The 23,125-nt window shown below is 55.0% G+C and carries 20 protein-coding genes; 10 read left to right on the top strand and 10 right to left on the bottom strand.

The genetic code is table 11. The annotated features are described in order from the left end of the window. Nucleotides 1–257 precede the first annotated feature (257 nt). From prmA to acuI, 9 genes are all read right to left on the bottom strand, one after another. Nucleotides 258–1,139 (bottom strand): 50S ribosomal protein L11 methyltransferase, encoded by an 882-nt coding sequence (prmA, locus tag ACMYSP_RS14930; RefSeq protein ID WP_434582845.1) that lies wholly within the window; start codon nt 1,137–1,139, stop codon nt 258–260. 11 nt (nt 1,140–1,150) lie between these two features. Next, nucleotides 1,151–2,602 (bottom strand): sodium/pantothenate symporter, encoded by a 1,452-nt coding sequence (gene panF / locus ACMYSP_RS14935; protein WP_123756258.1) that lies wholly within the window; start codon nt 2,600–2,602, stop codon nt 1,151–1,153. Then, nucleotides 2,592–2,834, bottom strand: coding sequence for a DUF997 family protein (locus ACMYSP_RS14940; RefSeq protein ID WP_123756259.1), 243 nt, complete (start codon nt 2,832–2,834; stop codon nt 2,592–2,594). The genes panF and ACMYSP_RS14940 overlap by 11 nt, the downstream gene beginning before the upstream one ends. A 111-nt stretch (nt 2,835–2,945) precedes the next feature. Continuing rightward, nucleotides 2,946–4,295 (bottom strand): acetyl-CoA carboxylase biotin carboxylase subunit, encoded by a 1,350-nt coding sequence (gene accC, locus ACMYSP_RS14945; RefSeq protein WP_123756260.1) that lies wholly within the window; start codon nt 4,293–4,295, stop codon nt 2,946–2,948. Nucleotides 4,296–4,305: 10 nt separating this feature from the next. After that, nucleotides 4,306–4,773: an acetyl-CoA carboxylase biotin carboxyl carrier protein gene (accB, locus tag ACMYSP_RS14950; RefSeq protein WP_434582848.1), complete on the bottom strand. Its 468-nt coding sequence runs from the start codon at nt 4,771–4,773 to the stop codon at nt 4,306–4,308. 22 nt (nt 4,774–4,795) lie between these two features. Next, complete coding sequence (gene aroQ, locus ACMYSP_RS14955; RefSeq protein WP_123756262.1) at nt 4,796–5,248, bottom strand: type II 3-dehydroquinate dehydratase; 453 nt, start codon at nt 5,246–5,248, stop codon at nt 4,796–4,798. A gap of 233 nt (nt 5,249–5,481) precedes the next feature. Then, nucleotides 5,482–6,081 carry a protein-methionine-sulfoxide reductase heme-binding subunit MsrQ gene (gene msrQ / locus ACMYSP_RS14960; protein WP_434582850.1) on the bottom strand — a complete coding sequence of 200 codons (600 nt, stop codon included), beginning with the start codon at nt 6,079–6,081 and terminating at the stop codon, nt 5,482–5,484. Continuing rightward, a complete protein-coding gene (gene msrP, locus ACMYSP_RS14965) occupies nt 6,081–7,082 on the bottom strand; it encodes a protein-methionine-sulfoxide reductase catalytic subunit MsrP (protein WP_434582852.1) in 1,002 nt (333 codons plus the stop codon). Before msrP ends, msrQ begins: the two co-directional genes overlap by 1 nt. A gap of 77 nt (nt 7,083–7,159) precedes the next feature. Then, nucleotides 7,160–8,134 carry an acrylyl-CoA reductase (NADPH) gene (acuI, locus tag ACMYSP_RS14970; protein ID WP_434582854.1) on the bottom strand — a complete coding sequence of 325 codons (975 nt, stop codon included), beginning with the start codon at nt 8,132–8,134 and terminating at the stop codon, nt 7,160–7,162. Nucleotides 8,135–8,356: 222 nt separating this feature from the next. Here acuI and csrD point away from each other — a divergent pair, with 222 nt between their 5' ends. From csrD to tldD, 8 genes are all read left to right on the top strand, one after another. After that, nucleotides 8,357–10,297, top strand: a complete 1,941-nt coding sequence (gene csrD, locus ACMYSP_RS14975; RefSeq protein WP_434582856.1) for an RNase E specificity factor CsrD — start codon at nt 8,357–8,359, stop codon at nt 10,295–10,297. 304 nt (nt 10,298–10,601) lie between these two features. Next, nucleotides 10,602–11,645: a rod shape-determining protein MreB gene (gene mreB, locus ACMYSP_RS14980; RefSeq protein WP_002918653.1), complete on the top strand. Its 1,044-nt coding sequence runs from the start codon at nt 10,602–10,604 to the stop codon at nt 11,643–11,645. Nucleotides 11,646–11,715: 70 nt separating this feature from the next. Further along, nucleotides 11,716–12,708 carry a rod shape-determining protein MreC gene (mreC, locus tag ACMYSP_RS14985; protein WP_123756267.1) on the top strand — a complete coding sequence of 331 codons (993 nt, stop codon included), beginning with the start codon at nt 11,716–11,718 and terminating at the stop codon, nt 12,706–12,708. Then, nucleotides 12,708–13,196 (top strand): rod shape-determining protein MreD, encoded by a 489-nt coding sequence (gene mreD / locus ACMYSP_RS14990; protein WP_123756268.1) that lies wholly within the window; start codon nt 12,708–12,710, stop codon nt 13,194–13,196. Before mreC ends, mreD begins: the two co-directional genes overlap by 1 nt. 7 nt (nt 13,197–13,203) lie before the next feature. Continuing rightward, entirely contained in the window at nt 13,204–13,785 is a 582-nt protein-coding gene (locus ACMYSP_RS14995) for a Maf family protein (protein WP_434582866.1), read from the top strand. Between the two features lie 2 nt (nt 13,786–13,787). Further along, entirely contained in the window at nt 13,788–15,257 is a 1,470-nt protein-coding gene (rng, locus tag ACMYSP_RS15000; protein WP_123756270.1) for a ribonuclease G, read from the top strand. A gap of 125 nt (nt 15,258–15,382) precedes the next feature. Then, a complete protein-coding gene (yhdP, locus tag ACMYSP_RS15005) occupies nt 15,383–19,180 on the top strand; it encodes an AsmA2 domain-containing protein YhdP (RefSeq protein ID WP_434582868.1) in 3,798 nt (1,265 codons plus the stop codon). Between the two features lie 211 nt (nt 19,181–19,391). Beyond that, on the top strand, nt 19,392–20,837 hold the full coding sequence (gene tldD / locus ACMYSP_RS15010; protein WP_123756272.1) for a metalloprotease TldD: 1,446 nt from the start codon (nt 19,392–19,394) through the stop codon (nt 20,835–20,837). Between the two features lie 80 nt (nt 20,838–20,917). Here the strand turns inward: tldD and aaeR are convergent, their stop codons facing one another. Next, nucleotides 20,918–21,847 carry an HTH-type transcriptional activator AaeR gene (gene aaeR / locus ACMYSP_RS15015; protein ID WP_123756273.1) on the bottom strand — a complete coding sequence of 310 codons (930 nt, stop codon included), beginning with the start codon at nt 21,845–21,847 and terminating at the stop codon, nt 20,918–20,920. Nucleotides 21,848–21,977: 130 nt separating this feature from the next. On the opposite strand from aaeR, the gene aaeX reads away from it, so the two are divergent. Together aaeX and aaeA are read left to right on the top strand one after the other, a co-directional pair. Beyond that, a complete protein-coding gene (gene aaeX, locus ACMYSP_RS15020; protein ID WP_041147453.1) occupies nt 21,978–22,181 on the top strand; it encodes a p-hydroxybenzoic acid efflux pump operon protein AaeX in 204 nt (67 codons plus the stop codon). A gap of 7 nt (nt 22,182–22,188) precedes the next feature. After that, entirely contained in the window at nt 22,189–23,121 is a 933-nt protein-coding gene (gene aaeA, locus ACMYSP_RS15025; RefSeq protein WP_434582869.1) for a p-hydroxybenzoic acid efflux pump subunit AaeA, read from the top strand. The last annotated feature ends 4 nt before the right edge of the window (nt 23,122–23,125 follow it).

Genomic DNA, 23,125 nt, shown 5'->3' on the forward strand with positions numbered 1-23,125 from the left:
AATGAATCCAGTATCGGCATAAAAGAGGTGAGTAAATTATCATATTAATCATTATCTTAATCAAAAGCGGATAATTTGTGCCCATTTATAAAATCGCAAAACTTCTCGATTTTTCTTAGAAAAAGGTGACCATTGACGGCATAAAACGCTGTTTTTGTAGCCAAAAAAGCGCTTCGTAATGCGATCTGGCTCTCATTTCTTGACGTCATTCAGCGGTTACTGGAAACAAAGGGCGGCCCGTAGGCCGCACTGCAGAGTTATTTGCGCTGGCCGGTAATGCGACACCACTCTTCTTTCTCCACCACCGGGTCGAGAGCAAAGCGATCGATGTACGCCTCGCAGACGCTTTCCGCCTGGCTGGCGAGAATACCAGAAAGGCCCAGCAGACCGCCTGAAACGGGCAGCACGCTGATTAACGGGGCTAGTTCACGTAATGGGCCTGCCAGAATGTTGGCGACCACGACATCGGCGCTGAGCGCGTCTGGCTGGTCCTGCGGTAAATAGAGTTCCAGACGGTCAGAGACGCCATTGCGCTCGGCGTTATCACGGCTGGCCTGAATCGCCTGGGGGTCGATATCAATGCCGATTGCTTTGGCTGCGCCGAGCTTCAGCGCGGCAATGGCCAGGATGCCCGAACCACAGCCGAAATCGATGATCGTTTTGCCCGCCAGATCCAGGCTGTCCAGCCACTGCAGACACAGCGAGGTGGTCGGGTGCGTGCCGGTACCAAATGCAAGCCCCGGGTCGAGCATCACGTTGACCGCGTTTTCATCCGGCACGTCACGCCAGCTCGGGCAAATCCACAGGCGCTCGCCGAAACGCATCGGGTGGAAGTTATCCATCCATTCGCGTTCCCAGTCTTTATCTTCCAGCTGTTCGATTTTATGCGCAAAACCGGCCCCCAGCAGCGGATGGTTCTCAAGGATAGCCACGACCTCATGCATATCGCTTTCGGCATCAAACAGACCGATAACGTCAGTATCTCCCCACAGGCGGGTTTCGCCCGGCAGCGGTTCGAATACCGGTGTATCGTGGGTATCCTGGAAGGTGATGGAGACCGCACCAGCCTCCATCAGCGCGTCACTCAGCTCTTCAGCGTGTGCGCCGGTGGTGTTCAGTTTCAGTTGGATCCATGGCATAGCAAAACTCTTTATTTGTCAGTAGTCATAATAGGGGCCGGTGGTACGGGTTGACCAAAACGGTTTCCCACCACAAAAGCCAGCAAACTTAGCAGCAGCGAGGGCACGATCGGATGAAAGCCCAGGTACTGAATCTTGAACGTGGCGAGGACGGCATACAGTATGCCGCCGACCAGCATGGCGCTGAGCGCACCGGCCGCATTCGCACGCTCCCAGTACAGTCCCAGCACCAGCGGCCATAAGAACACCGCTTCCAGGCCACCAAAGGCTAACAGGTTCAGCCAGATGATCATCTCAGGTGGTCGCCAGGCTGCCAGCAGCAGCAGCGCGCCGAGAATCAGCGTAATCAGTGCTGACATCCGCTTCAGGCGTTTCTCGTTATGCAGCTGTTCCGGGTGCAGGTTCAGGTACAAATCCTTAATGATCGTAGCGGAACTCTGTAATAACTGCGCGTTGATCGTCGACATGATCGCCGCCATCGGTGCAGCAAGGAAGATCCCGGCGGCAAACGGCGGCAGTACTTTCACCATCAGCGTCGGGATCACCAGATCCGGAATCGTCAGATCCGGGATCACCGCACGTCCCAGGGCGCCGGCGAGATGCATACCAAACATCAGGATCGCCACCACGATGGTGCCGAGAATAATCCCGCGGTGCACCGCTTTGCTGTCTTTATAGGAGATACAGCGCACCGCCGTATGCGGCAGCCCGATAACCCCAAAACAGACCAGCACCCAGAAAGAGGTCATAAAGGTCGGTGACAGAATATCGTCTGCTCCCTGAGGAGCAACCAGCTTCGGATCGATGTGTTCCAGGGTCTGCACCGCCTGGCTCAGCCCCCCCGCGGCATGAACGATCCCGACCAGCAGCACGATGGTGCCAACCAGCATCACCAGCCCCTGCATTGCATCATTCAGCACGCTGGCGCGAAAGCCGCCGAAAGCGGTGTAGAGCGCGATGCTGATACCGAAAATCAGCAAACCGGTTTCGTACGGGATGCCGGCAGCGGTTTCCAGTAATCGCGCGCCGCCGATAAACTGCACCGTCATTGCACCGATAAACGCGACCAGCAGGCTGAGGCTCGCCAGCCACACCAGCAGACGGCTTTGGTAGCGAGCGAACAGCATATCGTTGAGGGTTACCGCGTTATAACGACGGGCAAGGATCGCGAATTTTTTTCCCAGCACGCCCAGAGACAACCACACGGCAGGCAGCTGGATCATCGCCAGCAGGACCCAGCCAAGCCCGTATTTATAGGCCGCACCCGGGCCACCAATGAATGAACTGGCGCTGATATAGGTGGCGGTCAGGGTCATGGCCAGCACGAAGCCGCCCATTGAACGGCTACCGAGGAAATATTCGTTGAGGAAGGTGCCGGTCGTGCGTTTGCGCATCGCATAAATCGACAGGCCAAACACCACCACCAGGTAGGCAACCAGCGGCAGGATCACTTCAGGCTGCATCGTCATCCTCCAGAGGAATATCGCAGTAGATAAACTTCACCATGGCCCAGCACAGCAGCGTAAACAGCAGGGGCACCAGCAGGCAGGCCATTTCGAACCAGTGCGGCAGACCGGTGATACCAATGCCATTACCCGGTAGGTAAGCCGCAAGCAGCCAGGCGGCAAGATAGAGAAGGGTCAGCCACAGCGCCCAGCGCGCTTCTTTGTGGGCCTGAACAAACCGTTTGTCCATTTTTAAGTCCCGGGAGGATGAAGAAAGCGGGGATTGTACCGCATGGTAAAGACGAGGGGAGAGAAAAAGAAAAAAGGCCGGATTAACCGGCCTTTTGCTGCATGGGCAGGATTATTTTTCCTGCAGACCGAGTTTTTTCTCCAGATAGTGGATGTTGGTTCCACCGTGCTGGAAATTCTCGTCATTCATGATGCGAATCTGCAGGTCGACGTTGGTTTTGATACCATCGATGATCAGTTCCTGCAGCGCATTTTTCATGCGTGAGATGGCAACATCACGGTTTTCACCGTAGCAAATCAGCTTGCCAATCATTGAGTCATAGTACGGAGGCACGGTATAGCCTGCGTAGATATGAGACTCCCAGCGCACACCAAAACCGCCAGGCGCGTGGAAGCGGGTAATTTTACCCGGGCTCGGCAGGAAGGTGTTCGGGTCTTCGGCGTTGATACGGCATTCAACCGCATGGCCACGAACATGAACTTCTTCTTGCTTGATGGACAGCGGTTGACCCGCAGCAATACGCAGCTGTTCTTTGATCAGGTCAACGCCGGTGATCATTTCAGTGACCGGGTGTTCAACCTGAATACGGGTGTTCATCTCAATGAAGTAGAACTCGCCGTTTTCGAACAGGAACTCGAAAGTCCCGGCGCCACGATAGCCGATATCGACACAGGCTTTGGAGCAGCGCTCGCCGATGTAACGGCGCAGTTCCGGAGTAATACCCGGTGCTGGCGCTTCTTCGACCACTTTCTGGTGACGACGCTGCATAGAACAGTCGCGCTCTGCCAGATAGATAGCATTGCCCTGGCCGTCAGCAAGTACCTGGATCTCGATGTGACGCGGATTTTCCAGGTACTTTTCCATGTAGACCATGTCATTGTTGAACGCGGCTTTCGCTTCAGCTTTGGTCATGGAGATGGATTGCGCCAGTTCGGCATCGCTGCGCACAACGCGCATACCGCGACCGCCGCCGCCGCCGGAGGCTTTGATGATAACCGGGTAGCCGATGCGTTTCGCATGGGCACGGTTAGCATCCATATCTTCGCCCAGAGGGCCGTCAGAACCTGGAACGGTAGGAACGCCCGCTTTCTTCATCGCGGTGATGGCTGACACTTTGTCACCCATCAGGCGAATAGTGTCGGCTTTCGGGCCGATAAAGATAAAGCCAGAACGTTCTACCTGCTCGGCGAAGTTCGCGTTCTCCGAGAGGAAGCCGTATCCCGGGTGGATAGCCACCGCACCGGTGATTTCAGCTGCGCTGATGATCGCCGGGATATTCAGATAGCTTTTTACGGACGGAGCCGGGCCGATACAGACCGTCTCATCCGCTAACAATACGTGTTTTAGATCGCGATCCGCAGTGGAGTGCACAGCAACGGTCTTGATGCCCAGTTCTTTACAGGCACGCAGGATACGCAGTGCAATCTCGCCACGGTTGGCGATAACAATTTTATCCAGCATGTTCGCCTCGTTACTCGATGACTACCAGCGGCTCGTCAAATTCTACCGGTTGGCCACTTTCGATCAGAATGGCTTTCACCACGCCAGCTTTATCGGCTTCGATCTGGTTCATCATTTTCATTGCTTCTACGATGCACAGGGTGTCGCCGACGTTAACTTTCTGACCGATTTCCACAAACGCTTTAGCGTCCGGGCTCGGGGTACGGTAGAAAGTACCGACCATTGGGGAACGTACGATGTGACCGCTGATTTCTGCTTTCGCCGGCGCTTCAGCCTGAGCGGCAGCTGCTGGTGCTGCTGCAACCGGAGCCTGAGCTTGCATCATTGGTGCGGCATAGGCCTGCTGCATGACCGGGTAGCCCGCATTTGGTGCGGCACGGCTGATGCGTACAGACTCTTCGCCTTCAGAAATTTCCAGTTCGGAGATGCCTGATTCTTCAACCAGCTCGATCAGCTTTTTAATCTTACGAATATCCATGAGTGGGTTCCGTACTCTTTGTTTAGTGTGATTGTGACAGGCGTTTTACCGCCGTCTGTAAAGCGTATGAATAGCCGTCCGCACCAAGTCCGCAGATAACGCCCGAGGCGATATCCGACAGATAGGAGTGGTGACGGAACGGTTCGCGTGCATGTACGTTGCTCAGGTGGATCTCGATAAACGGGATACTCACCGCAAGTAACGCATCGCGGATAGCCACGCTGGTGTGCGTAAACGCGGCCGGATTAATCAGGATATAGTCCACAGTGTCTTTAGCCTGATGAATTCGGTCGATGAGCGCGAACTCCGCATTGGACTGCAGGTGATCCAGCGTGACATTCAGAGCCGAGGCTTCTGACTGCAATTGGTTAACAATCTCAGAAAGCTTAAGGGTTCCGTACTTCTCAGGCTCGCGTGTTCCAAGCATGTTAAGGTTCGGTCCGTTTAAAAGCAAAATGCGAAACTTGTCAGCCATTGTGCGGCTATCTCCTGCCATTCTCGGGTAAAAAACAAAATATACCTTCGAAGCGCGCTTGTCACCTTTTCAGAGTCCGAAAACCCCGTCAGGAAAACCAAAGTCGCACATTATAACGATTTCGTAGCATTTGGCAGCTAAATACTGGTCTTATCAGGGAAGATTATCAACCGCTATTGTTAAAAGGGTCGCGGTTGATAAAAGATCTGCGGGAAACTGCACATATCCGGTGATTAACGCCACCACTGACGGAACTTCTTGTAACGCCATGCTAAAAGCAGTGCGGCGAGTACCGCATAAATCACCGGTTGTGGGGATAAAATCTTCACCGACCACAAGTAATGAACCGGCGCGAGGATCGCCACCAGATAGACGAAGTTGTGCAATGTTTGCCAGCGACGGCCTAATTTTCGCTGTAGTGCTTGAGTAGAGGTCGCGGCCAGAGCCAGCAAAATCAACCAACTGATAAAGCCTAATGTGAGATACGGCCTGCTGACCACCTCTGAACCCAGCAGCGCCAGGTTGTTGATCCCTAACTCCAGCAATGTGTAGCTGGTGAGATGCAGCGTCGCCCAGGCGAAACACCATAATCCCAACAAACGCCGGGTACGAATCAATAATGGTTGTTTAGCGTAGCGCGCCAGCGGCGAGACTAGCAAGGTCGCGAGCAAAAATTTAAGAGCCATCCTACCGGTAAAGTGTTGAATATCTTTTGCCGGGTCGGCACTAAAGTAGCCCTGCTGTCCGGCCCAGAACAGCCAGATGAACGGTAAAAAACCGGCCAGGTGGAGAACCACTTTCAGCCAGGTAATCTGTTTTACACTCAGGCGCACTAGTAGTTCTCCCGCAGATTAAGACCCCGATAGAGCGAGGCCACTTCGTCAGCATAGCCGTTGAATAACAAGGTGGGCTGGCGCTTAACGTCGAGCACGCCCCCGGCACCGATAAAGCGTTCTGTGGCCTGCGACCAGCGTGGATGGTCGACATGCGGATTCACATTGGCGTAAAAGCCATATTCTTCCGGACCCGCCAGATTCCAGGTGGTGGGGGGACGCTCGCGGGTCAGCTCGATACTGACGATCGATTTAATGCCTTTAAAACCATATTTCCACGGCACGGTCAGGCGCACCGGCGCCCCGTTTTGCGGCGGCAGAGCTTTACCGTATACGCCAACGCTGAGTAACGTCAGGGGGTGCATCGCTTCGTCCAGTCGCAACCCTTCCACATAGGGATAAGCCAGTCCGCCGCCGATAAAACGGTCTTTCTGCCCCGGCATCTGGTCCGGCGCGTAGATCGTTTTAAACGCCACGAACCGGGCATTGCTGGTGGGTTCAACCAGCGCCAGCAGTTTATGCAACGGGAAACCGACCCACGGCACCACCATCGACCAGGCCTCTACGCAGCGCATCCGGTAAATGCGCTCTTCCAGTGGAAAACGCCTGGTGAGGTCATCATGATCAAGAGTTAGCGGTTTCGCGACTTCACCGCCAATAGTCAGCGTCCAGGGGTCAGTACGCAGGCTGCCGGCATTGGCGGCGGGGTCGGCTTTATCGAGGCCAAATTCATAGAAATTGTTGTAGCCCGCGACTTTATCTTCTGGCGTGAGCGCGAGTGAGCTTTGCCATTGGGCGGGTTTGTCGAAGGTTAATGCTTTACCTGCCGGGGCGGGAGGGCGGTCATGGCCTTTGAACCAATCCAGAAGATCGGCCTGGGCGACGGGAGAAAGTGAAAGGGCCGTAGCGGTAATACCGAGCGTTTTAAGCACCTGGCGGCGCTGCAGCATAAAAACGGATTCGGCCGTTACATCGGCTTCCGTGAGTTTTTTGGGTTTCATGACATCCTCCGGCATGCTTTTTCCTAAGCATGACGGAGGCGAAGCGTTATCGCGAATATGTCACGAAAAATTGCAGATTAGGCGATCTTCACCAGCGTCCGACCCTGGATCTGGTTATTGATGATTTTGTCGGCGAATGCCGGCGCCTCTCCAAGGGCGATCTCAGTGGTGCTGGTGGCGTAGAATGATTCCGGTAGATCGCGGACCAGACGCTGCCAGGCTTCGGCACGGCGTGCCGGTGGCGTCATCACCGAGTCCACGCCCTGAAGGCGGACGTTACGCAAAATAAACGGCATGACCGTGGTGGGCAGCGCGAAGCCCCCGGCCAGGCCACAGGCGGCGACGCAGCCGCCATAGTTCATCTGTGCCAGCACTTTCGCCAGCACTTTATCTCCGACGGTATCGACCGCCCCGGCCCACAGTTGTTTTTCCAGCGGACGGGTTTCGGCAAACTCTTCACGCCCGAGAATGCGTTGAGCACCGAGGCTTTTCAGATATTCATGCGTGCTTTCGCGACCCGATACCGCGACGACCTGGTAACCAAGCTGATGCAGTAGCGCAATGGCGGTGCTGCCAACGCCACCGCTGGCGCCCGTCACCACGATCTCACCGTCCTGAGGGCGAATACCAGAGTCTTCCAGCGCCATTACGCACAGCATGGCGGTAAAACCGGCGGTGCCGATAGCCATAGCTTTGCGGCCATCCAGGCCGGCGGGCATGGCGACCAGCCAGTCACCCTTCACCCGGGCGCGCTCTGCCAGGCCGCCCCAGTGGTTTTCACCGACGCCCCAGCCGGTCAGCAGCACTTTCTGGCCGCTGTGGAAGCGGGGATCTTCGCTGGCGTGAACCGTGCCGGCGAAATCGATGCCAGGAATCATCGGAAAGTTTCGAATGATTTTTCCCTTGCCAGTGATTGCCAGCGCATCTTTATAGTTGAGGCTGGACCACTGAATATCGACGGTGACATCGCCTTGCGGCAGCTGCCCGGCGTCGATGGTTTGCACCGAAGAGATTGTTTTGCCATCCTGCTGTTCTAATATTAAAGCCTGCATATGCGGGTCCTTATATGTACAAAGATTGGAAAAATTTTTCTGCAGACTATACTCGCTATCGGCATTATTACGCCGATTTAACGCAATAAATTGCCAGATACGCCAGCTTTGATAGTATGCCTCGCGCTTTAGAAAGTTAGTGCTTACTTTAGGTATAGCAGCGCTAGTACAGGAGCCTGAATTTCTATCGGGCGGTCATTCACTCGCGGAGTTAACACAGGGATGCGATTAACGACGAAGTTCTCAGCATTTGTCACGCTGCTTACCAGCCTGACCATCTTTGTCACGCTTATAGGTGCTTCGCTGAGTTTCTATAACGGTATTCAGCTGAAAATGGAAAATCGCGTCCAGGCTGTGGCGACGATGCTGGATAACCGCCTGGTGACCTCTTCCTTTGATAAGCTTGAGCCGCAGATGGATGAGCTGATGACGCCGGTCGAGATCGTCCGGGTGGATTTTCTGCTTGGCGGGAAGTCGGTATACAGCCACTCACGTAGCGACAGCTATCGTCCGCTGGGAAGTAATAATCAGTATCGTGAAATCATCGTACCGTCGTTAAAACACCCGGGGATGACGCTTCATCTGGTCTATCTCGACCCCATGGTGAACTATTTCCGCGCGCTACATATCACTGCGCCATTATCTATTGCCATTGGCCTGATGGTGCTGGCGATTTTCTTCTCCGTACGCTGGGTTCGTCGTCAACTGGCGGGGCAGGAGCTGCTGGAGGTGAGGGCGGCACGCATCCTCAGCGGCGAGCGTGGGCCTCAGGTGAGAGGGTCGGTACACGAGTGGCCGGCGAGCACCAGTAGCGCGCTGGATATGCTGCTCTCTGAACTGCAGTTTGCCAGCGACCAGCGCAGCCGTATGGATACGCTCATTCGTTCTTATGCTGCGCAGGATTCGAAAACCGGGCTAAGCAATCGACTGTTTTTTGACAACCAGCTGGCGACCCTGCTGGAAGATCAGGAAAAAGTCGGGTCACACGGTATCGTCATGATGATTCGCCTGCCGGAGTTCGATCTGCTCCGTGATAACTGGGGGCGTGCTGCTGCCGAAGAGCATTACTTCACGCTCATTAATCTGCTTTCTACTTTTATTATGCGCTACCCCGGATCGCTGCTGGCGCGTTATCACCGCAGTGATTTTGCGGTACTCCTTCCGCATCGCACCTTAAAAGAGGCCGATAGCATCGCCGGGCTGCTGTTAAAAGCCGTTGATGCGCTGCCTCCGACCCGCATTCTTGATCGTGACGACATGATGCATATTGGCATCTGTGCTTTCCGTAGCGGCCAGACCGCGGCGCAGGTGATGGAACGTGCAGAAGCTGCCACCCGCAATGCGGTACTACAGGGCAGCAATAGCTGGGCGGTTTATGATGATTCGCTGCCGGAGAAAGGGCGCGGCAACGTCCGTTGGCGTACGCTGATTGAGCAGATGCTCACTCGTGGGGGACCCCGTTTGTATCAGAAACCGGCGGTAACGCGTGACGGTCGGGTTCATCATCGCGAACTGATGTCACGGCTGTACGACGGGACGGAAGAGGTCATCGCGGCAGAATATATGCCGATGGTGCAGCAGTTTGGCCTGGCGGAAGAGTATGACCGCCTGCAGGTGACGCGACTGCTGCCGTTTTTAAGCTTTTGGCCCGAAGAAAACCTGGCACTGCAGGTTACCGTTGAGTCATTGATCCGGCCGCGTTTTCAGCGCTGGTTGCGTGATACTTTGATGCAATGTGAAAAATCGCAACGGCGACGGATTATTTTTGAACTTGCAGAGGCAGATGTTTGTCAATATATCGGCCGCTTACAACCGGTCATGCGCCTGGTGAACGCTTTGGGTATACGTGTGGCGGTTGTTCAGGCTGGGTTAACGCTGGTTGGAACCAGCTGGATCAAGCAGTTGGACGTCGAAGTCATTAAGCTGCACCCGGGGCTGTCGCGCAATATAGAAAAGCGCAGTGAGAACCAGCTGCTGGTGCAGAGCCTGGTGGAGGCCTGTAAGGGCATGCCGGTTCAGGTTTTTGCCACGGGAGTCCGGAGCCGTAGCGAGTGGCAGGTGCTGTCTCAGTGCGGTGTCACCGGTGGTCAGGGGGAATTTTTTGCCGCCTCACAGCCACTTGACACAAATGTGAAAAAATATTCGCAAAGATACTCGGTTTGATCTGCCGTTTAGCGTGATTTCACGTAGAATAACGCGCGCCATAGTGAAGGGGGTGTGCTTGTCTACCTGCCGGATTATCGCAATGTAAATGCCAGTAAATGACCTTTAACGGGTTACGGATTCAAGCGCGGAGCGCTGCTGAACATTTCAGCACTGAATGGACCCGGTAAATTTGTAACAAAGGACATGAACTGCACTAATTTTCACCGTAGCAGATGATTTTTGCGCCTTGTCGCTGCTGCGTGTGGTTGGTAAAGTAAGCGGATTTTGTTTTCCGCCCCAGCTTTCAGGATTATCCCTTAGTATGTTAAAAAAATTTCGTGGCATGTTTTCCAATGACCTGTCCATTGACCTGGGTACTGCGAATACCCTCATCTATGTAAAAGGACAAGGCATCGTATTGAATGAGCCTTCAGTTGTGGCCATTCGTCAGGATCGTGCCGGTTCGCCGAAAAGCGTCGCTGCTGTTGGTCATGAAGCGAAGCAGATGCTCGGGCGTACTCCGGGCAATATCGCGGCGATTCGCCCGATGAAAGACGGCGTTATTGCCGACTTCTTCGTTACTGAAAAGATGCTCCAGCACTTCATCAAACAGGTGCATAGCAATAGCTTCATGCGTCCGAGCCCGCGTGTTCTGGTGTGCGTGCCGGTTGGCGCGACGCAGGTTGAACGTCGTGCGATTCGTGAATCTGCGCAGGGTGCAGGCGCGCGTGAAGTCTTCCTGATTGAAGAGCCGATGGCGGCTGCAATCGGTGCGGGCCTGCCGGTATCTGAAGCCACCGGTTCAATGGTGGTGGATATTGGTGGTGGTACCACAGAAGTGGCGGTTATCTCCCTGAACGGCGTGGTGTACTCCTCTTCCGTACGTATCGGCGGTGACCGTTTCGATGAAGCCGTGATTAATTATGTGCGTCGTAACTACGGCTCACTGATCGGTGAAGCGACAGCTGAACGTATCAAGCATGAAATCGGCTCGGCATACCCGGGTGATGAAGTGCGTGAGATCGAAGTTCGCGGTCGTAACCTGGCAGAAGGTGTGCCACGTGGCTTTACCCTGAACTCAAATGAAATTCTCGAAGCCCTGCAGGAACCGCTGACCGGCATCGTGAGCGCGGTAATGGTCGCACTGGAACAGTGTCCGCCAGAGCTGGCTTCTGATATCTCCGAGCGCGGCATGGTGCTGACTGGCGGTGGTGCGCTGCTGCGTAACCTTGACCGTCTGTTGATGGAAGAGACAGGTATTCCTGTCGTAGTTGCAGAAGATCCACTGACTTGCGTCGCGCGTGGCGGCGGTAAAGCGCTGGAAATGATCGACATGCACGGCGGCGACTTGTTTAGCGAAGAGTAGTCAGCCGAAGGTCTGGGGTAGTCGTAAACGCTACCCCTGGTCTTAACTGACACGAGAATACGCATAGCCTATGAAGCCAATTTTTAGCCGTGGCCCGTCGCTACAGATTCGCCTTATTCTGGCGGTTTTGGTGGCGCTTGGCGTGATTATCGCCGACAGCCGCCTGGGTACGTTCAGTCAGATCCGAACGTATATGGACACAGCCGTCAGTCCTTTCTACTTTGTCTCAAATGGTCCCCGGGAATTACTGGACAGCGTGTCGCAAACGCTGGCTACCCGCGATCAGCTCGAACTGGAAAACCGTGCACTGCGTCAGGAATTGCTGCTGAAGAACAGCGATTTGCTGATGCTGGGTCAGTACAAGCAGGAGAACGCGCGTCTGCGTGAACTGCTGGGCTCGCCGCTGCGCCAGGACGAGCAAAAAATGGTGACCCAGGTCATCTCAACGGTTAACGATCCCTACAGCGATCAGGTTGTCATCGACAAAGGCAGCGTCAACGGCGTCTATGAAGGCCAGCCGGTGATCAGCGACAAAGGTGTTGTCGGCCAGGTCGTGGCGGTGGCAAAGCTGACCAGCCGCGTTCTGTTGATTTGCGATGCGACCCATGCCTTGCCTATTCAGGTACTGCGTAATGATATCCGCGTGATTGCGGCCGGGAACGGCTGTACTGACGATTTGCAACTGGAACACCTGCCGGCCAATACCGATATTCGCGTCGGTGATGTGCTGGTGACTTCAGGTCTCGGTGGGCGCTTCCCGGAAGGTTACCCGGTTGGGGTGGTTTCTTCCGTGAAGCTGGATACGCAGCGTGCCTATACGGTTATTCAGGCGCGTCCGACCGCGGGTCTGCAGCGTCTGCGCTACCTGCTGCTGCTGTGGGGTGCCGATCGCAACGGGGCTAACCCGATGACACCGGAAGAAGTCCATCGCGTGGCCAATGAGCGCCTGATGCAGATGATGCCGCAGGTTCTGCCGGCACCGGATGCTATGGGGCCGCAAATGCCTGCGCCAGCAACTGGCCTGACGCCACCTGCGCAACCTCTGCCTGCAGGGGGGCAATAGTGGCAAGCTACCGAAGCCAGGGACGCTGGGTTATCTGGCTCTCGTTTCTTATCGCGCTATTGCTGCAGGTTATGCCCTGGCCGGCGGATCTTACCGTCTACCGGCCAAACTGGGTGTTCCTTATTCTGCTTTACTGGATCCTCGCCTTACCGCATCGAGTCAACGTCGGCACCGGTTTCGTGATGGGGGCGATCCTTGACCTCATCAGCGGGTCGACACTGGGCGTTCGCGCGCTATCGTTAAGTATCATTGCTTATCTGGTCGCTCTGAAATATCAGCTGTTCCGTAATCTGGCACTCTGGCAACAGGCGCTGGTGGTCATGATGTTATCGCTCGCGGTGGATATCGTTGTTTTCTGGTCAGAGTTTTTAGTGATCAACGTCTCTTTCCGTCCGGAAGTGTTCTGGAGTAGTGTAGTAAACGGTGTGCTGTGGCCCTGGTTATTCCTCCTGATGCGTAAGGTGCGTCAGCAATTTGCGGTGCAATAAGGTTGATATGATGATGTTGTATCTCGCTTCTGGCTCTCCGCGTCGGCAGGAATTGCTGACGCAAATGGGGCTGTGTTTTGAACGTCTGGTTCCCGGCATTGAGGAACAACGTTTGCCGCAGGAGAGCGCTGAGCACTATGTCGTTCGTCTGGCGCGCGAAAAAGCGCAGGCGGGCGTGGCTCTGGCCGAACGGGATCTGCCGGTGCTGGGTGCGGATACCATCGTCATACTGAACGGCGAAGTGCTGGAAAAACCCCGCGACGCTGACCATGCCGCAGAGATGCTGCGTATGCTTTCCGGTAAAACGCACCAGGTCATGACGGCAGTGGTGTTGGCTGACAAGCAACAGACGCTGGATTGCCTGGTGATAACGGAAGTGACCTTCCGCCTGCTCTCAGAGCAGGATATTGCTGACTACGTGGCCAGCGGCGAACCGCTCGATAAAGCAGGTGCATACGGTATTCAAGGGTTGGGTGGCTGTTTCGTCAGGAAGATTAATGGCAGCTACCACGCCGTAGTCGGCTTACCGCTGGTAGAAACGTATGAGTTGCTGAGTAACTTTAACTCACTGCGTGAAGAAAAGGGATAAAGATGACGGCTGAACTACTCGTTAACGTAACACCATCAGAGACGCGCGTTGCGTACATTGATGGCGGTATTCTGCAGGAAATTCATATTGAGCGTGAAGCGCGACGCGGGATCGTAGGCAATATCTACAAAGGGCGTGTCAGTCGTGTGCTGCCGGGAATGCAGGCGGCTTTTGTAGATATTGGCCTGGATAAAGCCGCATTCCTGCATGCGTCAGATATTATGCCGCATACCGAATGCGTTGCCGGGGAAGAGCAAAAACAGTTCACCGTGCGTGATATTTCCGAACTGGTGCGCCAGGGCCAGGACCTGATGGTGCAGGTGGTGAAAGATCCCCTCGGCACCAAAGGCGCTCGTCTGACTACCGATATTACGCTCCCCTCCCGCTATCTGGTGTTTATGCCCGGCGCTTCTCACGTTGGCGTATCCCAGCGTATAGAAAGTGAAGCGGAACGCGAACGGTTGAAGCGCGTGGTGGCCGACTACTGTGATGAGCAGGGCGGCTTTATCATTCGTACCGCTGCGGAAGGTGTACACGAACAGGAACTGGCCGCCGATGCCGCCTATCTTAAGCGGGTCTGGACCAAGGTCATGGAGCGTAAGAAACGTCAGCAGACGCGCTATCAACTCTACGGCGAGCTGGCGCTGGCTCAGCGCGTGCTGCGCGATTTTGCCGACGAACACCTCGATCGCATTCGCGTCGACTCTCGCCTGACTTATGAATCGCTGGTCGAGTTTACAGCCGAATATATGCCTGAGATGACCAGCAAGCTGGAGCATTACAGCGGTCGCCAGCCAATCTTCGATCTCTTTGACGTTGAGAACGAGATCCAGCGTGCGCTGGAGCGCAAAGTAGAGCTGAAGTCCGGTGGCTATCTGGTTATCGACCAGACGGAAGCGATGACCACCGTGGATATCAACACCGGTGCATTCGTGGGCCACCGTAATCTCGACGATACCATCTTCAATACCAATATCGAGGCGACTCAGGCCATTGCCCGCCAGCTCCGTCTGCGCAATCTGGGCGGTATTATTATCATTGATTTCATTGATATGAATAATGAGGATCACCGCCGCCGGGTACTGCATTCACTGGAACAGGCACTGAGTAAAGACCGGGTAAAAACCAGTATTAACGGTTTCTCTCAGCTTGGACTGGTTGAGATGACCCGTAAGCGTACGCGTGAAAGCGTTGAGCATGTATTGTGTAAAGACTGCCCCACCTGTCATGGTCGCGGTACGGTGAAATCAGTCGAAACCGTGTGTTATGAAATCATGCGTGAGATTGTCCGTGTGCACCATGCCTACGATTCCGATCGTTTCCTGGTCTATGCTTCTCCTGCTGTCGCGGAAACGTTGAAAGGGGAAGAGTCGCACGCGCTAGCGGAAGTCGAAATCTTTGTTGGCAAGCAGGTCAAAGTTCAAATTGAGCCGCTCTATAATCAAGAGCAGTTTGATGTCGTTATGATGTAATCATTCGGCAGCCTCTGTTCAGGCATTTATGGACACAAACTGGCGATACTCCACCGTAAAGTGAAGGTCGCTGACGCAGAGGCAACCAGACGGATGATGTGTAAAAGTCTGACAAGGAGAGAGGCGTGAGACGACTGCCCGGGATATTACTGCTCACCGTGGCAACATTGACTGTTGTCGTCGCTCTGCTGGTGAGTGGCCTGCGTCTCGTGCTGCCGCAGTTAGATGCATGGCGCCCACAGCTGCTGGCAAAAATCTCCGCGATGTCAGGCACGCCGGTCAATGCCTCACAGCTGACAGCCAGCTGGCAGAATTTTGGCCCGGCACTCGATGTTCGTGATATCAGCGCGGGCCTGAAAGATGGCGGTCAGCTGTCTGCCAAACGTGTCACTCTGGCACTGGATGTCTGGCAAAGCCTGCTGCATATGCGCTGGCAGTTCCGCGATCTCACTTTCTGGCAGTTAAAAGTCCATACTAATTCACCCATCCAGACCAATGATGGCGGCGATAGTCTGAAAACCGACCATATTGGCGATCTGTTCCTGCGTCAGTTCGACCACTTTATCCTGCGCGACAGCCATTTGAGTTTTGTGACTATTTCCGGCCAGCGTGCGGAGCTAGCCATCCCCCAGCTCACCTGGCTGAATACGAATAATCGCCACCGTGCAGAAGGCCAGCTGAGCCTCTCCAGCCTGAATGGCCAGCATGGGGTGATGCAGGTACGCATGGACCTGCGTGATGAAAATGGATTACTGAACAAGGGGCGGGTGTGGCTGCAAGCCGACGACATTGACGTTAAGCCGTGGCTCGGACGCTGGATGCAGGACAATATCGCGTTACAAAACGCGCGCTTTAGCCTTGAAGGTTGGATGAACATCGACAAAGGCGATATCGCCGGGGGCGATGTCTGGCTGAAAAAGGGCGGCGCCAGCTGGAAGGGCGAACGCGAACCTCATCATTTGACGGTGGATAACCTGACGGCGCAAATCTTCCGTGAGAAGCAGGGCTGGGGTTTTCATATCCCGGATACCCGCATCTCGATAGATGGTAAAGCCTGGCCACGCGGCGCGCTGGCGATGGCGTGGATCCCGGCGCAGGACGTGGGTGGCGATGCACATTTACGCAGTGATGAACTGCGCATCCGTGCCAGCAATCTCGATCTGAATGGCCTGGTCGGACTGCAGCCTTTTGCGGATAAGTTAGCGCCGGCACTGGGCGACATCTGGCGGACCACGCAGCCTACCGGCATCATCGACGTTCTGGCGTTAGACATTCCGCTGCAGGCGGCGGATAAGTCCCGCTTTCAGGCGCGCTGGAGCGATCTCGCCTGGAAACAGTGGAAGCTGTTACCAGGGGCCGAGCATTTCTCCGGAAACGCTGCCGGTAGCGTGGAGAACGGCGCACTGCATGCCAGTATAACGGATGCGAAAATGCCCTATGCCACGGTCTTCCGTGCACCGCTGGAAATTGCACAAGGCGATGCCACCCTCAGTTGGGTGAAGAATGACAAAGGCTTCATGCTCGACGGGCGCAATATTGACGTGCAGGCGACCGGCGTACGCGCCCGCGGAGGGTTCCGTTATTTACAGCCGCAGGACGATGAGCCGTGGCTGGGTATTCTGGCAGGGATCAGCACCAATGACGGTGGTCAGGCATGGCGTTATTTCCCGGAAAACCTGATGGGGAAAGCGCTGGTCGATTATCTCAGTGGCGCGATTAAAGGCGGCAATGCGACTGACGCCACTCTGGTATACGGCGGCAATCCGCATCTGTTCCCGTACCTTCACAACGAAGGCCAGTTCCAGGTGTCGGTGCCGTTAACCAACGCGACCTTTGCTTTTCAACCCGACTGGCCGGCATTGACCGGACTGGATATCAACCTCGACTTTATCAATAACGGCTTATGGATGAAGTCCGATAAGGTGATGCTGGGTAAAGTTGCCGCTACCCACCTTGATGCAGCCATCCCGGATTATTCGCAGGAAAAACTGCTTATCGATGCCGATGTGAACGGCCCGGGGAAAGACGTCGGCCCGTACTTTAAAGAGACTCCGCTGAAAGAGACGTTGGGATCGGCGCTGGATGAACTGCAGTTAGATGGGAATGTGAGCGCTCGCTTACATCTTGATATTCCATTGGATGGCGAGCTCACCACCGCCAAAGGCGACGTGGTACTGGCGAATAACAATCTGTATATCAAGCCAATCGATACGACGCTGAAAGACCTCAACGGTAAATTCAGCTTTGTGAATGGCGATCTGAAAAGCGATACCCTGAAAGCCAACTGGTTCAATCAACCGCTGAATGTCGATTTTTCCACTACTGAAGGGCCAAAAGCCTTTGCGGTGAACGTGGGAATGAACGCCAACTGGCAGCCTTCACGCATGGGGCTGCTCCCAAAAGCGGTTGATGATGCCCTGAGCGGCAGCGTGCCGTGGGAAGGCAAGGTGGCGATTGAGCTGCCGTATCGCGGGAGCGCGAGCTATAAAGTCGATATCAGCGGTGACCTGAAAAATGTAAGTAGCCACTTACCTTCTCCGGTAGATAAACCGGCGGGCGTCGCGCTACCGGTGAAAATTAATGCCGAAGGCGGGTTAAACAGCTTTGAACTGACCGGGACCATCGGCGGGAAAAATCATTTCAACAGCCGCTGGCTGCTGAACCGTAAGCTGACTCTCGATCGCGCCATTTTAACTTCTGATAGCAAAGCGATTTCTCCGCTACCGGATCAGGCCGGGGTTGAGCTGAATATGCCGCCGATGGATGGCGCGGAGTGGCTGGCTCTGTTCCAGGGCGGCGCCGTCAATGAAGTCAGCAGCAATATCGTCTTCCCACAGCGCATTACGTTACGTACGCCGTCGCTGACCTTCGCCGGTCAACGCTGGAACAACGTCAGCCTGGTGAGCGAGCCGGATGCAGGCGGTTCTAAGGTGGAAGCCCAGGGGCGGGAAATCAACGCTACCTTGACGATGCGCGACCATGCTCCCTGGCAGGCAGCCATTCGCTATCTGTATTACAACCCGACCAGCGCCCAAAAGTCCGCTGACACCACGAGCAGCGCCCCGCTTGCCAATAATCGCCTTGATTTCCGCGGATGGCCCGATCTCCAGCTCCGCTGCGCGGAGTGTTGGCTATGGGGGCAGAAGTACGGTCGCATCGATGGCGATTTCGCCATTCAAGGCGATACCCTGTCGCTGGCGAACGGCCTGGTGGATACCGGTTTTGGCCGTCTCACCTCTGAAGGCGTGTGGGTGAATGCGCCCGGCGTCGTGCGGACATCGCTGAAGGGTAAGCTCCACGGTAATAAAACGGATGCTTTCGTCAGCTTCTTCGGGATCTCCACGCCGGTGAAAGGCTCGTCGTTTGATGTCGACTACGATTTACACTGGCGCGCGCCGCCGTGGCAGCCGGATGTGGCGTCGCTTAACGGGGTGCTGAAAAGCCACCTTGGTAAAGGCGAGTTTACCGATATCAGCACTGGCCACGCCGGTCAGCTGCTGCGTTTACTGAGCGTCGACGCGCTGCTGCGCAAGCTGCGTTTCGACTTTAGCGATACCTTTAGCGAAGGCTTCTATTTCGATTCGATCAACAGCACGGCATGGATTAAAGATGGCGTGCTGAATACCGACGATACCCTGGTCGATGGCCTTGAAGCGGATATTGCCATGAGAGGCTCGGTCGATCTGGTGCGACGCGAGCTCGATCTGCAAGCGGTGGTGGCGCCCGAAATCTCCGCTACCGTCGGCGTGGCAACGGCGTTTGTTATTAACCCGATTGTCGGCGCCGCCGTCTTTGCTGCCAGTAAGGTGCTGGGGCCGCTGTGGAACAAAGTGTCCATTTTGCGTTATCGCATCACCGGTCCTATCGACCAGCCGCAAATCAATGAAGTTCTACGCCAGGCGCGCAGCGACAAAAAGCAATGATTTGACGATTACGGGGAATTATCGCACTCTCAATAGATAGCGTTTTATACCCGTTATCGTTGCAGGCTGCCGGTGTGCGACGGGTGACGGCACCCATCGATACTGAGGCCCGTGCGGTTTCATCGTGTTTTTGGCGCTATTGTCCTGCAGCCTGAACGATTTAGGGTATATTCTTCCGCCTGATACGCGGCAACATATGAGTAGCAAAACGATGAGTCTGAACCTGGTAAGTGAACAATTACTGTCGGCAAATGGCCTGAATCATCAGGATCTTTTTGCCATTCTTGGCCAGTTGGCCGAGCGCCGTCTTGATTACGGCGATCTCTATTTTCAGTCGAGCTATCACGAATCCTGGGTTCTGGAAGACAGCATCATTAAAGATGGCTCGTATAACATTGATCAGGGTGTAGGCGTGCGTGCGGTCAGCGGTGAAAAAACCGGTTTCGCCTATGCCGACCAAATTAGCCGACTGGCTCTGGAACAGAGCGCGCAGGCGGCCCGTACCATCGTGCGCGACAGCGGCGATGGCAAAGTACACACCCTGGGGGCAGTAGAGTATAGCTCGCTGTACACCAGTATCGATCCGCTGCAAAGCATGAGTCGCGAAGAGAAGCTGGATATTCTGCGTCGCGTCGATAAAGTTGCTCGTGCTGCCGATAAGCGCGTGCAGGAAGTGTCCGCCAGCCTGAGCGGTGTTTATGAACTGATTCTGGTTGCGGCGACCGATGGAACTCTGGCGGCAGATGTTCGCCCGTTAGTGCGCCTGTCCGTCAGCGTGCTGGTGGAAGATGATGGCAAACGCGAACGAGGTTCCAGCGGAGGCGGCGGTCGTTTTGGTTACGACTATTTCCTTGCTTCCGAGGATGGCGATGTTCGAGCGGATGCCTGGGCGCGAGAAGCGGTGCGTATGGCGCTGGTGAATTTGTCTGCCGTTGCAGCACCGGCCGGTATGTTGCCGGTGGTACTCGGCGCCGGCTGGCCTGGCGTGTTACTCCATGAAGCGGTGGGGCACGGCCTGGAAGGCGATTTCAACCGTCGTGGCACTTCGGTCTTCAGCGGCCATATGGGTGAGCTGGTGGCGTCAGAACTCTGTACCGTCGTGGATGATGGCACCATTGCCAATCGTCGTGGTTCGCTGGCGGTGGATGATGAAGGGACCCCGGGTCAATACAACGTATTGATTGAGAATGGGATCCTTAAAGGCTATATGCAGGATAAACTCAATGCGCGCTTGATGGGCGTTGCGCCGACCGGTAACGGCCGTCGCGAATCTTATGCGCATTTACCGATGCCGCGTATGACCAATACCTACATGCTGGCAGGGAAATCAACGCCGCAGGAAATTATCGAATCGGTGGATTACGGGATCTATGCGCCTAACTTTGGCGGTGGCCAGGTGGATATTACCTCCGGTAAGTTTGTGTTCTCTACCTCTGAAGCCTACCTGATCGAAAAAGGTAAGGTCACTAAAGCGGTGAAAGGCGCGACCCTTATTGGCTCCGGAATTGAAGCCATGCAGCAGATTTCGATGGTCGGTAATGATCTGAAACTGGATAGTGGCGTTGGTGTTTGTGGTAAAGAAGGCCAGAGCGTGCCGGTGGGCGTCGGTCAGCCGACGCTGAAAGTCGATAACCTCACCGTCGGCGGAACTGCCTGACTGTCGTCAATGCGCTTCCGCTTCGGCGGAGGCGCAATCTGACCCTGATTCCCTGTGATCTCACCTTGCTGTTTTGCGCGCTAGCGGGCGATTCCGCGGCCGTGCATGCCCTGATAAATTTTTGCCACTTCGACAAAATACTCCGTCAACGAGTTTATACACACCTGCACCTTCAGCGGCAGTTTGTCTTTTTCGGTGTACACCGCATACACCGGGCGAGGATCGGACTGGTAGCTGGGTAACAGGATCTCCAGTTCGCCACGGTTGATCTCCTCGATCGCCCACATCAACGGAACATAGGCCACCCCGACGCCGGCAGTCAGCCAACGTACCAACGTCATCGGATCGTTGGTGACAAAACGGCCCTGCGGGATCAGTTTGGTGGAGATCCCTTCCGGGGCGATAATTTCGAACTCATTATCCGGGCGTACGCTGTACTCAAGCCATGAGTGGCTGGCTAGATCGGCGGGTTTTTCCGGGATCCCCGCCTGTTGCAGATAGCTTTTCGCCGCGCAGAGCACCATCGGCATGGAGCCGAGGCGTCGTGAAAAGAGGCTGGAATCCTGTAACGCTCCAACGCGGATCACCACATCCAGGCCGTCGGCGATCAGGTCCGGGGCCGGGATACCGGTGACCAGGTTGACCGACAAACCCGGATATTCTTTCAACATACCTGCAGTAATGTGGGCGAGGACATTCTGTGCCATAGTTGAAGAGCAGCCGACGCGCAGCGTGCCGATAGGCGTATTGTTAAATGCGTAGAGTTGCTCGTGGACATCACGGGCTTCAAACAGCATCCGGCGGCAGCCCTGGTAATAAATTTTACCGGCTTCTGTTAAGGCCAGGCTGCGCGTGCTGCGGTTTAACAGCTTTACCTGTAGCTCATCTTCCAGTTTAGAGACTGTCTGGCTGATGGAAGAGACACTCATCTGAAGCTGCTGTGCCGTGGCGGTAAATGAACCCAGTTCAACCACTTTGGCAAAAACGGACATGCGTTTTAATCGTTCCATTATTCACTCTGACTTAAAAGTGATTTAGATCACATAATATAGATCATGCTGCAATGGTTACGTTACTATATTGTTAGCTAAATAATAAACGCTTCACGCTACCACCTGTACGCTTCTTATCAAGGTCATCATGAGTCTGTTCCCTGTCATCGTGATTTTCGGCTTGTCATTTCCGCCGATCTTCTTTGAATTGCTAATATCGCTGGCCGTTTTCTGGCTGGTGCATCGGCTGCTGGTTCCCACCGGCATCTATGATTTTGTCTGGCATCCTGCACTTTTCAATACCGCGTTATATTGCTGCCTTTTTTATCTGATATCGCGTTTGTTCGTTTGAGGTCGATGTGAAAACACTAACAAGAAATATCTTCCGTACCGCAATCACTGTGATACTGGTTATCCTGGCGTTTGTCGCGATTTTTCGCGCCTGGGTCTACTACACCGCCTCTCCCTGGACACGTGATGCACGCTTTAGTGCCGATATCGTGGCCATCGCACCTGATGTATCAGGGTTGATTTCACAGGTAAATATCAAGGATAACCAGCTGGTTAAGAAAGACCAGGTGTTGTTTGTCATTGATCAGCCGCGTTATCAGAAAGCCCTGGAAGAAGCTCAGGCCGACGTTTCCTATTACCAGACACTGGCGCAGGAAAAACGTGTTGAAGCCGGGCGCCGTAACAGGCTGGGCGTGCAGGCGATGTCTCGTGAAGAGATAGACCAGGCCAATAACGTTTTACAAACCGTGGAACACCAGCTGGCGAAAGCCGTGGCCAGCCGGGATCTGGCTAAGCTCGATCTTGAACGTACGGTGGTGCGTGCGCCAGCCGATGGCTGGGTGACTAACCTCAACGTCTACAATGGCGAATTTATTACCCGCGGCTCTACCGCTGTGGCACTGGTTAAACAAAACACCTTCTACGTGGTGGCCTATCTCGAAGAGACCAAGCTGGAAGGTGTCCGTCAGGGGTACCGCGCGGAAATCACCCCGCTGGGCAGTAGCCTGTCCATTAAAGGGACGGTAGACAGTATCGCCGCCGGGGTGACCAACGCCAGCAGCAGCGTCGATGCGAAAGGGATGGCCTCCGTGGACTCCAACCTCGAATGGGTGCGTCTGGCGCAGCGTGTTCCGGTACGTATCCGTCTCGACAAACAGCAAGGCAATCTGTGGCCAGCCGGGACAACCGCAACGGTAGTGATTACCGGTAAGGAAGACCGCGATACCAGCCAGGCTAATTTCTTCCAGAAACTGGCGATGCGCCTGCGTGAGTTTGGTTAATCGC

Source organism: Klebsiella sp. R390 (genome assembly GCF_051131745.1).
Taxonomy (GTDB): Bacteria; Pseudomonadota; Gammaproteobacteria; order Enterobacterales; family Enterobacteriaceae; genus Klebsiella.